At 35.5% G+C, this 12,036-nt stretch carries 9 protein-coding genes and 1 pseudogene; 3 read left to right on the top strand and 7 right to left on the bottom strand.

Annotation, left to right across the window (positions count from 1 at the left end):
* Window positions 1-86: 86 nt before the first annotated feature.
* The 3 genes and pseudogenes from H0184_RS22325 to H0184_RS27825 all read right to left on the bottom strand — a co-directional run.
* Window positions 87-545 carry a hypothetical protein gene (locus tag H0184_RS22325; RefSeq protein WP_221828589.1) on the bottom strand — a complete coding sequence of 153 codons (459 nt, stop codon included), beginning with the start codon at window positions 543-545 and terminating at the stop codon, window positions 87-89.
* A gap of 43 nt (window positions 546-588) precedes the next feature.
* Complete coding sequence (locus H0184_RS22320; RefSeq protein ID WP_221828588.1) at window positions 589-1,599, bottom strand: DUF3231 family protein; 1,011 nt, start codon at window positions 1,597-1,599, stop codon at window positions 589-591.
* A 370-nt stretch (window positions 1,600-1,969) separates the two neighbouring features.
* Window positions 1,970-2,050, bottom strand: a pseudogene (locus tag H0184_RS27825) (SAM-dependent methyltransferase); the annotation flags it as partial.
* Between the two features lie 265 nt (window positions 2,051-2,315).
* Here H0184_RS27825 and H0184_RS22315 point away from each other — a divergent pair.
* Genes H0184_RS22315 through H0184_RS22305 form a run of 3 tightly spaced genes read left to right on the top strand, consistent with a single transcriptional unit; the run spans window position 2,316 to window position 6,038 of the window.
* Window positions 2,316-3,800, top strand: coding sequence for a spore germination protein (locus H0184_RS22315; RefSeq protein WP_221828585.1), 1,485 nt, complete (start codon window positions 2,316-2,318; stop codon window positions 3,798-3,800).
* 8 nt (window positions 3,801-3,808) lie between these two features.
* Complete coding sequence (locus H0184_RS22310; protein ID WP_221828583.1) at window positions 3,809-4,894, top strand: GerAB/ArcD/ProY family transporter; 1,086 nt, start codon at window positions 3,809-3,811, stop codon at window positions 4,892-4,894.
* Window positions 4,895-4,907: 13 nt separating this feature from the next.
* Window positions 4,908-6,038 carry a Ger(x)C family spore germination protein gene (locus H0184_RS22305; RefSeq protein ID WP_221828581.1) on the top strand — a complete coding sequence of 377 codons (1,131 nt, stop codon included), beginning with the start codon at window positions 4,908-4,910 and terminating at the stop codon, window positions 6,036-6,038.
* Window positions 6,039-6,803: 765 nt separating this feature from the next.
* Here the strand turns inward: H0184_RS22305 and rlmD are convergent.
* The 4 genes from rlmD to H0184_RS22285 all read right to left on the bottom strand — a co-directional run bounded on the left by rlmD (window position 6,804) and on the right by H0184_RS22285 (window position 11,987).
* Window positions 6,804-8,201, bottom strand: coding sequence for a 23S rRNA (uracil(1939)-C(5))-methyltransferase RlmD (rlmD, locus tag H0184_RS22300; protein WP_221828579.1), 1,398 nt, complete (start codon window positions 8,199-8,201; stop codon window positions 6,804-6,806).
* 99 nt (window positions 8,202-8,300) lie between these two features.
* On the bottom strand, window positions 8,301-9,107 hold the full coding sequence (gene pdaA / locus H0184_RS22295) for a delta-lactam-biosynthetic de-N-acetylase (protein WP_221828577.1): 807 nt from the start codon (window positions 9,105-9,107) through the stop codon (window positions 8,301-8,303).
* Between the two features lie 63 nt (window positions 9,108-9,170).
* Window positions 9,171-10,136 carry a nuclease-related domain-containing protein gene (locus tag H0184_RS22290; protein WP_221828575.1) on the bottom strand — a complete coding sequence of 322 codons (966 nt, stop codon included), beginning with the start codon at window positions 10,134-10,136 and terminating at the stop codon, window positions 9,171-9,173.
* 306 nt (window positions 10,137-10,442) lie between these two features.
* Window positions 10,443-11,987 carry a fumarate hydratase gene (locus H0184_RS22285; RefSeq protein WP_313771814.1) on the bottom strand — a complete coding sequence of 515 codons (1,545 nt, stop codon included), beginning with the start codon at window positions 11,985-11,987 and terminating at the stop codon, window positions 10,443-10,445.
* Window positions 11,988-12,036 lie beyond the last annotated feature (49 nt).

Here is a 12,036-nt window from a genome sequence, read left to right as displayed (position 1 = left end):
GGCATCGGACAATTCCGCTGCCTTTTTACTCTTGCCACCCATTAGCTTAACAAGTTTATTTAAAAAGGTTCTAATTATTGTGAATTTTAAAATATACATTTCTTGTTTAGACCTTTCTTTATTATGATTCCTACAACTAATCCAGGAATTACACACAACATTGGGAGCCAAACAGGTCCGAGTAAAACCCCAAATAATAAAAAATTTGAGGAATAAATACATCCCACTGTAACAAAGTAGGCAGAAAACACAAAGGGAAGAAAAGAGTACCTTTCTTTCGCTCCTCCAGCATCCTTATAGGCATCCCACATTGCATAAAAATATAAACATGGATAAAACATTAACCACTGATAATCTGCCTGTCCAATCGCATTTTGAATATCTCCTTGAAAACTTGCAATAATCACAACGTTGAAATTCGCTTGAACATTTATAAGAAACTCTAATATTATCAAAACAATCCCTTTAATTACTTTTCCGTTTAGAAACTGACCAAACCCAGGAAGGGCAATGCTCCACAATAATTTTTCAATTGCATTTTTCACATGATCCCAACCCCCTTATGATTTGGATCTTTTCATAGAAATGTTATTTTTTATAAAATTTGTTTCTATCAATGGGTTGTGGCGGTTGCTCCATCCAGCCTCGTTCAATCAAAAGTTTAAGCCCTTCGTCACCGTACTTCATTACCTCTCCTATAACAAGGAAATAATGGGACGCTAAATCTCTTCTCATTGAGACAGACAATGCATCTGCAAGTGCAGAAATAGCTATTTGGTTTGAAGTAGCTATAATAAACAGTATTAATCTTTCAGAAAATGGAGAAATTGTTGAATTTGTTACCTCCATAGTCATTGGGAATCCGATAAAATGATCATTTTCTTTTAATAACTTATCAAATATATCCACTTGCTTTTCAGCCAGTTTTTTTCCCTTTAATAAATAGTTCTTTATTTCCTTGTCTTTTGTTACCTGTATTAATCCCATCAAAAGGATTAGACCAATTGCATTTCTTTCGATTTCCATAAAAAGTTCTGTTATTTCTAAAGTATTTAGAGGTCTTTTCTCACCTAACAAGGTATTTATTAATGAGGGTTGATCTTTAATAAACTCAACATTTTTTGGATACTCCATCTTTGGAGGTCGATCATTTAATCCTTTTGAAAGCATAAGGTTTAATGCTTTCTTATGTAATTCCGTCTCCCTGTTTAGACACTCCGTAAAAAAATTATAAATATCGATTCGAGTCACTCTAGAAAGAGTATTAGCATACTGAGGAATAATTACTTGTCCTCCACGATATAGAAAACTTAATGCAAATAAGTCTGTATAAAGGGCAGGGGCTGATAAGTCAATATCTTTATCCGAAAATCCCTTTGGTATTGGGAAGTTTTCTTTTTCAAAAATTGTTTCGATTTTCCCAATAATTGTTTCAACCAAAACCTCAGCTTCTTTAATAATTGGCTTTATCTCCTCATCTTGAAGGTATTGAACAAAATATTTGTAAAAACATCTTACAGCTGTGTTTTGAATATATGATCTCCACAGAGTTGCGATTTCAGCAGTAGTTAATTTAATAGGTACATGATTATTTTCCATATCCAAAACCCCCCCTATATAATCAATTGAGGATAGTATCCCCTAAAATAGAAAAAGTATCTATGGAAAGGGCTTATTTATTAAGTGCGTTTTTTTAAGCCTCAAATTCGTAATATTATTGATGAACTAACTCACTGCTTCTTTCTCTGATTTTATATCATATTGAAAAAAACTATACACTATACATTTCTTCTCTCACTATCCTGCATCGTTAGTGCAATAAAAAAGTGATCGCCGCAGCCATCCCAATCTTTAACTATTGCACCCTTTAGTTGAATAAGAAAAATGGTTATTAATATTTTTGAAATACAGCAGTCAATAAACCAGATACACCGAAGACATCACTCGGTTGATTTATATTCTACATTGTATCCCAAAACTCTGTCGGTTCTCTTAATAAAGAATCCAACATTTCTAATAAATCTTCATAATTATAAATAGTTTCTCTCAAAATTTACCCCTTCTTACCAAAAATGATTTTGGTTTACCGTTATTCACGATACGGTTCTCCGTACTGTATCTAAGTGAGGTTTTTATTCACCCTCTTTCAGTACACAGCTACTAATGCTGTTTCCACACAGTTTTTAGTCCCAGAAATCACTTTCTGTTAAATACAAATAAACATTCAAAGGTCAATCCTTACTTCTTTGTTAAAACAAGTATAAAATGATGCCTACTTCAAATACTAAAAAAAATTATTGAAGGATATGTTGTAATTGAAAATCCATCTAAATAAAAATAACTGTCCTAATTATGAAAAAATTAAATACATCCTCAACGAATCACCAGACTTAATGTGTAGAACACTTGAAGTTGGTGGAGATTGTCTCGAAGTTATTTTTATGAAAAATTTAATTAAACATGAGTTTCTAAATGAGTATGTAATTAAATACATTCAACAACTTCCAATAGAATACATAACTTTCTCTTACTTATTGAAAAACATACCAATGGACGAAGTAAAGACAAACTTTGATGAACAAGAGGTTATCTCTTCCCTCTTAAATGGATTCGTTTATATTTACTTATCAGTCGAAAGTAAAGCATTTATGGTAAATTGCACTAACCCTATTGAAAGGTCTATCGAGAAAGCTGAAACAGAATCATTGGTATACGGTCCTAAAATATCATTTACAGAATCATTAACTTCAAATATAAAAATTATAAGACAAAATCTAAAAGATTCTAATTTGTGTACAGATGAACTAGAGATAGGAGAACGTGCTAAAAAGCAAGTAAGAATTATATATATTAAAGATATAGCGGATGATGACATACTTAAAACACTTAAGGAAAGGTTTGAAAAAATAAAAACTGACGATATAAGTGACAGTTCAGTATTAGCACAATGTCTTGAAGATAATCATTACTCGTTTTTTCCACAGTTTATATTAACAGAGTTACCCGATCGATTCCTCTATTCTATTTTAAACGGAAGGATTGGTGTTCTAATAGATAGAAGTCCCGTTGCCATTATAGGACCTGCTAATTTTTTATCATTTTTTGAATCAACAGAAGATATTTATTTAAGATGGTCCTTAAGTACTTTTATTAGATTTATACGATTATTTGCTATGGTTGGGTCACTCCTCATTACAGCATTCTATGTTGCAACCATTACCTATCACTTTGAACTTATTCCATCTAAATTGTTATTAATAATTGGTCAATCCCGTTCACAAGTTCCTTTCCCCCCTTTGCTAGAAGCACTTTTATTGGAATTATTAATTGAATTACTTAGAGAAGCAGGGGCACGCCTTCCTTCAAAAGTTGGTCAAACAATGGGAATTGTTGGAGGGATTGTTATTGGCCAAGCAACTGTGGAGGCGGGCTTGACTAGTAATATTCTAATTATTATTGTTGCATTTAGTGCATTGGGGGCGTTTATGGCTCCTATTTATGAAATGGGGACTGCTATAAGAGTTGCCAGATTTCCTTTCATCATTCTAGCTGGTGTTTGGGGATTAAATGGAATTATTATCGGTGTCTGTGTACTGATGGTCCACTTGTTAAAATTGACATCATTAAACAAACCTTATCTTGCACCTTTATACCCGTTAAGGATCGAGGATTTAAAATATTTCTTAATACGTCTCCCACATCATTTTTATATGAGACGTCCTACGGTCAATCGTCCATTAAATGCAATCCGCACCAGGTGGAAATCTAAAAAAACAGAAAAAGATTTGGATGAATTTTGAGGTGGATAATGAAATCAAATATTAGTTTTGTAAACGCCTATATTGCTTTCTTTATCATACACACTTCGCAAATTGGGATGGGCATCCTTGGTGTTTCTAGAATTATTTATCTTGAAGCTAGGCAAGATGCATGGATGTCCATTTTACTATCTGGTCTATACATTAGTATTATCACTTGGATTATGATTAGCTTACTAAATAAATATGAAAACTGTAATCTTTATGAAATACACGAAATTTTGTTTGGTCGCTTTCTAGGTAGTATCATCAATACCTTTATTGTCATTTACTTCATTGCAGCCAATTACTCTATCATCATTGGTTATATAGAATTATCCCTAACATGGGGCTATGAAGGATTTTATGAATGGGGAGCCACTTTAGTACTATTATTACTAACCATTTATGCAGTATCAGGTGGATTCAGAGTAATTGCAGGGATATGCTTCTTATCCTTTATAATGACTATATGGCTGGTATTTGTGATGTATCAACCACTAGATTCCATAAAGTTTGCTAGAATTTTACCTATCCTGTCTGCTTCCCCTTCAGAATTGATGAAAGGAGTATTTAAAAGTAGTTATACCATGTTGGGTTTTGAGACTTTATATTTTATTTTTCCCTTTCTAAAGGAGAAAAATAAAATACTTTTTTTCAGTCAATTAGCAGTTTGGTTTACCACCCTCCTTATTTTATTTTCAACTGTTATTTCTATATTATTTTTCAGCCCAAAAGAATTAGAAAGGCATATCTGGCCTATTGTCAGTATGATAAGTTCTGTCCATTTTCCATTTATTGAGCGTTTTGAATTTATAGCCGTTTCATTATGGATAATAGTCATTTTTCCGAATTTATGTATATACCTATTTATTTCTTCAAAAGGAGTTAAACAAATATTTCACTTAAAACAAAAACACGGAATATGGGTAATTTCTATCATCATTTTTATTACCAGTCTTTTTATCACAAAAAGATTCGACAATGACCTTTTTTTTGATCAAGTTGGTCAGGTTGGCTTTTATCTATGGTTTATCTATCCGATATTCTTATATTTCATTTCAATCATTAAATCTAAAATCTTTTCACGTTCTTAACGGAGTTGAAAAAATGAAAAAATGGTTTATTCTATTGAGTTCCCTTCTCTGCACTGCATGTATGCCCCCTGATAAAATATTAGAAAGGCAAGGGATTTCAACAATTATTGGTTATGACTTACTTGATGAGGATACATACAAAGGCACAATTAGCTTGTTGCAATTCGACCGTAAAGAAGAAAAGACAAGTGTAACCATTTCTGCCGTCGGAACGACAAGCAAACAAATAAGACAAAGGTTAGAACAACGGACAAGCCACGACATTACTTCTGGACAACTAAGGACAATATTATTTGATAAAGATATGACTGAAATGTTAGGAATTGCTTCTTTTTTAGATACCATGCAACGTGACACCAGCATTGGGTCTTTAATATTTTTGGCAATTACAAACAATGCTGAGGATACGATTAATAATAACAACTATGAAGAATTCCCTGACATGGGATCATATATTTACCAATTATTAGATAAACACGAAAGGAAGGAAATGTTAATAGACTCCAACTTGCATGATTTTTTCTCCTCACTATATGAATTTGGTATCGATCCTACCTTACCTATTATAGCGAATAAGAAGGGTGTAGCCCCCTATATCAATAGTGTTGCATTATTTAAGGATGATAAAATGGTGGGTTCTATCTCTTTGAAAAAAACATTGTTCATAAAATTATTCACTAAAAGAGATGCTTTTTTGGGAGATATAACATTTAACATTCCTGTTGAGGTTTTAGAAAAAAAGGGAGTAACACTAGTCGAAAAGATAAAAGGAGATAAATTTAATATTACCATTCGCCCAATAAAGTACCGTGGAAAAATTGAATTTTCTAAAGAAGAGGCGGTAAACCTAAACGCCAATATTTCAGTTTCAACTATAGAATTACAGCCTGCTGTGACTTTTAATAATAAGGAATCCATAAAAAAATTGGAGGAAATACTTGAGGAAGAACTAAACAAAGAATTAGGGGATATTCTTGAGGTGTTTAGGAAATTAGAAATTGATCCAATTGGTATTGGAAGAAAAATAAAAAGTATTCGAAAATATTCCAATACTAATGAAGAAGATTTGAGAGAAAAGTATTCCAGATTAAAGTTCAAACCAAATATAACGATAGAAATAAAACGAACTGGGGCAGTTGATTAGTAAAGATAATAGATAAAGTCTTATTCTTCCATGTATCAATATGTAAAACCATAATTAACTACAATCCTAGTTCAACAATTGGGCCAGATTGTTGAACAAAGATTAAACAACACTTTAAACTAACCTGCGTCGTTAGCGTGAGTACATTATTTCACAAACTTTATTTTATTTTAGCATATATATCCAATTATAATGTGCCTTCTATGCATTTATTGTAAGACAATTTGTATATTTAATTGGTGGTAAAATTGTAGCGGTACACCATCCATTGTACCCCTACAATTTGGGGTGCATTTTCCTATACAAATTTTATGTAATTTCTGGTCAAATGGCTATACACCAATAAAAAATGAGTGTCAATTTAATATGCAAATTGGCACTCATTTTAAGGTAAATTTTTAATGGATGTGTTAGGAAACGGAACCCGTTAGTATATTGCTGGATCCTTTTTGCACTCAACTTACCATCTATAACTCCATCTACCAGTCTTCTATCTGTGGTAGAATGCCCCGTATATATCTTTTTAGCTCTTCTGGTAATTATCCCCTTCCAACTCATCAAGTGTGAAGGTAATGATCTGTGGAGCTGCTGTATCCATTACCTACTTGGATTTGTGGTTGACCTTTGATATCAACCATTTTTCTTGTTAGCATAATAAGAAAGACATGAAATCACATCACGTAAATCTATACTAATATACATTCTAATTGTTTAACACAAAATAAAAAACCTTCCAAAAAGGAAGGCTGAATCACACGGAACATCTCAATTATATTTTTCTTGGTCTTTTAAAACTAGTAGTGAACAACACTCCACATGTGCAGTCTGCGGAAACATATCTACAGGCTGAATATATTTCACTTCATATTTTGCACTTAACAAATTGATATCTTTTGCCAAAGTAGACGGGTTGCATGAGATGTATATAAGTTTTTCAGGTGCTGTTTGTAGAATCGTTTGGATTAATTGCCCGTCCAGACCTGTTCTTGGCGGGTCGACGATGATCACATCCGGCTTCCAGCCTTTTTTCACCCATTTAGGAAGAACCTCTTCAGCTTTTCCAGGTACATATTTCGTATTCGTCATCCCGTGACGCTTGGCATTTTTCTTTGCATCGTCGATTGCTTCTGGGATTACGTCCATCCCACGAACTTCTGCTGCCTGGTCTGCAAGCCATAATCCAATGGTTCCAACCCCACAATAGGCATCTACAATTTTTTCTTTACCTGTCAGTGATGCTGCACTTTTCACTTCATTATAAAGCTTAATGGTTTGAACAGGATTCAACTGGAAGAATGTCCTCGCAGATAATTCAAATTGCAGGTCACCCAACGTTTCCTGGATATATTCCTCACCCGCTAGCGGTAACGTTTCTTCCCCAAAAATTAGCGATGTTTTTTGTTCATTAATATTCTGAACGATGGATTTCACATTTGGAAGTCGTTTTTGGATTTCCTGTACAATCTGTTCTTTCTTTGGTAATTCTTGTTGATTGGTTATAAGCACAACCTGAAGCTCGCCACTTTGCACACCTACTCGAGTAACAATCGTGCGAACGATGCCTTTTCGTGTTTTTTCATTATAAATGGTAATTTTAAGTTCTTCGAGAATCTTTTTAACTGCATTCACTGCCTCATTCGTTTGTGAATGCTGAACAGCACAATGTTCGATATCAATGAGTTGATGTGAATTTAGACCATACAAACCAGCTAATACCCTACCGTCTCTTCCAGCTAGTTGAAAACTGCTCTTATTGCGGTAGCCCCATGGATTTTCCATACCAATGGTTTCTCGAATATCGAGTTTGTCCACTTGGAGTCTTGTATGTCGTTCAAGCGATTGGATAACGATATCCCGCTTCTCTTTTAATTGCTGGCTATATGCTAGGTGCTGCAGCTGACAGCCTCCGCATTGCTCATAAACAGGGCAAGGCGGCTGCACCCGATGCGGCGATTTAATCCGAATTTTTTTAATTTTTGCTTCAGCAAATTTAGGGTTAATCTTTGTTGCCTCGACCACAACCTCCTCACCAGGAAGGGCACCAGGCACAAAAACGACCTGCTTTTTAAAATATCCAACACCTTCCCCATTAATGCCCAGCCTTTTGATGGTTAATGGAAAGGTCTGTTTTTCTTGTATTTTGATTGATTGATTAGTTTTCATTTATTCACTCCACATTTCACTTCTGTGTTTGATTCTCCGTATTATAGCATTATTAACAGAGAAAAGCCGAATTCTACGCGAATCCAGCTTTTCACCTCATTATTTTCTCCAGAAGCTCGGTATGATCTTTGATAAACCTTTCTTTTCTGGCTTGAATTCATCAAGGCTCTTGAATTTATAGCCTTTCTTTTTCAAATCCTTGATTACTTTCTCAAGTGCATCGGCGTTATCCTTCGAAACAGTGTGTAACAGTAATACACTTCCAGGGTGGATTTGTCTCATAATGTTAAGGTAAGAATACTCCCAGCCTCTTTGAGCATTCGTGTTCCAGTCGACAAAAGCTAATGACCAGAAAACATGGGTATAGCCTTCTTCCTTCGCAATCTGCATCGTTCTCTCGCTAAAAACGCCTCTTGGAGGACGTAAATACTTCATTTTCTTTTGCCCTGTAATCTCTTTTGTTTTGTCCTTCACTTTTTGAAGTTCCTCACGAATCCGCTCATCACTGATTTCTGTCATATTAGGATGGTGCCAAGAATGATTGCCAATGATATGACCTTCATCTACCATCCTCTTCGTCAATTCAGGCTGCGATAATAGGTAATGTCCCGTTACAAAAAAAGTTGCCGGAACTTTTTCCTTTTTCAATACATCCAATATTTGACCAGTATATCCAGCTTCATACCCATTATCAAAGGTTAGATATAGAATTTTTGAATTTGGGTCTCCCTTATAAAAAGCACCATACTTTTCAAGTATCTTTTCATACTCCGCTCCTGCATCGGGCGGCTGTTCATCCACAGCCTTTTTAAACCCCCAATGGATGGGCTTATTGGGAACGTAACCATATGTAACCTGAGGTACCATTAACAGCATCAAACTAAGGATGCAAACTAACTTCTTCATCCATGTTCCCCCTATTTTGTTTTTTTTAGTATTTGTTTGTCATTGGGAAACATGATTAGTATTTTAAGGAAAAAGGGGTGGTTGGTGGTAGACTGTATCACTTTTGTATCCTACACGGGTAAAATCAATTGTAGATAACAAATAAGAGGCGATTCTCTGGGAAGGAATGTGGAGGAATTTTCGTATTTCTGAATTAGTAAACCACGGCTTATAAATTAAGCAATAATCGTCAATTGCTCTTATATGGGCATCTTTTGAAACGCAGTGACATGTAGGACACATCCATTTATGTCTGTAATATTTCATCGGCGCCAATAAACACGCTGGGCATTGAACACCAGTAATAATATCCGATACAGGTATATTGAACGATTTTAAAATGTCTATTCTCTTAGGCGTGTGTTTTTTTAATAAAAGGTCGCTTACATTGAATAAATCCTGTTCATTCATATAGATCTTTTTGTTGTACCTTTCTAAATCCTCAATCTTTCTTAGTAAATCATGTGATTTACAAACTTTATTTTCTGCTTCTTTGTACCCTGGAGTAACAATGATTTCACTTGAAGATCTGGTGAAGACAACTAAGTTATCTATAAAAATCTTAGGTAAATTATTTTCCTCCATCCAATTTCTCAATAATATTTTGTGTCGATTAATCTGGGAAACAGGATTCTCATAAATCTCTCTCGTATCAACGGTTTCTTGGATCATCTGATTTTTTTCAATGGTTATTTTGCCTGAATGGTTCTTTGCATCAAGATTAATTAGAATATTGGGTGAAAGAAGAATCACGTCAATTTGAAAAAATACTTCACCTATTGGGAGTCGGAGATCGTGGAATATGTGGTATTTATGCTGTGGAATTTGCCCCACTTGGTAATTTAATTCTTTTTCGCCATTATAACCTGACTTTAAAATTTTTATATTCGTTTTAACCTCTGGTATTTTTTCATGGTCAGGACTTATTCTTCTCTCTAAAGCCTCTGCTTGAAGTAGGGGGATTGGGACGCTTAAATTTTTATCAAACAAACAAGATCCTCCTCTAATTGTTTGTTGTTACTATTCTATTTAAATAATGATTTCCCTGCTTATAATACAGAATCATTTTGAATCTTTTATAACTTATAACCAAATTTGCCAGATAACTGTACAGTTCTTACAAAAAACCATACAGTTTATACAATTAAGTGTACAGCTTATACAATAAACCGTACAGTTTATACAATTAACCGTACAGTTTATACAAAAAACCATACAGTTTATACAAAACAAGCCCTAGCCCCCAACCCCAAACAAAAAAGAGCAGACTCCCTAATATGGAGTCTGCCCTAAAACCTATTTAAACACTCTATCCTTAAATTGCGCTAATTTTTCTAGTGAAGACTTGTCTACATCTGCATGCAGGCTGTTTCCGTGCGAATCCATTGTTACGACAGCAGTGAATCCTTCTACACGAAGGTGCCACATGGCTTCAGGGATACCAAATTGCATCAGGTCAACACCTTCAACACCCTTGATACAATCTGCGTAATACTGTGCAGCGCCGCCAATGGCATTCAGGTAAACGCCGCCATGCTCTTTAAGAGCAGCCAACGTACGTGGACCCATACCGCCTTTTCCAATAACCGCACGGATACCAAACTTCTTCATGATCTCGCCTTGGTAAGGCTCCTCGCGGATACTAGTCGTTGGGCCGGCTGCTTTCACATTCCAATTCCCCTCTTTATCCTTCAACATAACCGGACCACAGTGGTAAATTACTTGTCCATTTAAATCCACTGGTGAGTCGTGGTCAGACAGGTATTTATGGATGGCGTCACGGCCGGTATACATCATCCCATTAATTTGAACCACATCGCCGACTTTTAATTCCCGAATTTGTTCTTCGCTAATTGGCGCTTGAAGTGTGATGACCTTCTCGGAAACTGCAGCTGCAGCTTCTTTTTCTGCTTCTGTTTGGGCAAAATCAATGAATTCGCCATCTTGGTACATCCATTCGTTAATCTCGCCAGTAGAAGGTTCTATGCTGACGCCCATACGGCGGTAAGCCCAGCAGTTATACGCTACAGATACATAGAAGCTGGCTGGAATTCGATTCATAACCCCAACTTTACAGCCTAACAAAGTGGCTTCTCCGCCGAATCCCATAGTACCGATTCCAAGTTTATTCGCATTTTCCAAAACATACTCTTCTAAGGCGCGTAAATCTTCATTTGGATTCACATCATCTAAAGAACGGAATAATTGTTCTTTTGCTAAGTCGTAGCCAGATGAACGGTCACCGCCGATTCCTACCCCGATAAAACCAGCACTGCAGCCTTGTCCTTGAGCCTGATAAACGGAATGCATCACACATTTACGAATACCATCAAGGTCACGTCCCGCTCGTCCCAGTCCCTCTAACTCACAAGGAAGACTGTACTGAATATTCTTGTTCTCACAGCCGCCGCCTTTTAAAATCAAACGAACATCGATATAATCTTTTTCCCATTGATCAAATTTAATAACCGGTAATCCTGCACCCAGATTGTCGCCACTGTTTTCACCCGTTAAAGAATCAACTGAGTTAGGGCGAAGTTTTCCTTCTTTGGTTGCGGTTACAATTGCATTTTTAATTGCATCTTTTAATTCTAATTGGTTTACGCCAACAGGCGTTTTAATTTTAAAGGTTGGTAATCCAGTATCCTGGCAAATAGGTGAAACTTGATCATCTGCCATTTTAATATTATTGGTAATGGTTGCAAGGCTCATTGCTGCACTTGTCCCCGCATTTTCTTTCTCCTTTGCCGCTTTCACTGCGCGGCGGACATCCTTTGGAAGCTTTGTAGAAGTTTCAACTACCAGCTTGTACATACTTTCCTGGAATTTCTCGATATTCACCTAAAGTACCCCTTCCCCTTGTCCGATTCATAATCTATTTAAAAATTAC

Source organism: Neobacillus niacini (assembly GCF_019749295.1).
In the GTDB taxonomy this organism is placed as follows: Bacteria; Bacillota; Bacilli; order Bacillales; family Cytobacillaceae; genus Neobacillus; species Neobacillus niacini_D.
The sequence above is the reverse complement of the archived record's forward strand: the minus strand, read 5'-3'. Positions and strand labels throughout refer to the sequence as shown.

What these genes read in the sequence shown, in the direction of transcription:
- H0184_RS22320 (WP_221828588.1), bottom strand. Translation starts at nt 1,599, where the DNA reads ATGGAAAATAATCATGTACCTATTAAATTAACTACTGCTGAAATCGCA.
- H0184_RS22310 (WP_221828583.1), top strand. Translation starts at nt 3,809, where the DNA reads ATGAAATCAAATATTAGTTTTGTAAACGCCTATATTGCTTTCTTTATC.
- H0184_RS22305 (WP_221828581.1), top strand. Translation starts at nt 4,908, where the DNA reads ATGAAAAAATGGTTTATTCTATTGAGTTCCCTTCTCTGCACTGCATGT.
- rlmD (WP_221828579.1), bottom strand. Translation starts at nt 8,201, where the DNA reads ATGAAAACTAATCAATCAATCAAAATACAAGAAAAACAGACCTTTCCA.
- pdaA (WP_221828577.1), bottom strand. Translation starts at nt 9,107, where the DNA reads ATGAAGAAGTTAGTTTGCATCCTTAGTTTGATGCTGTTAATGGTACCT.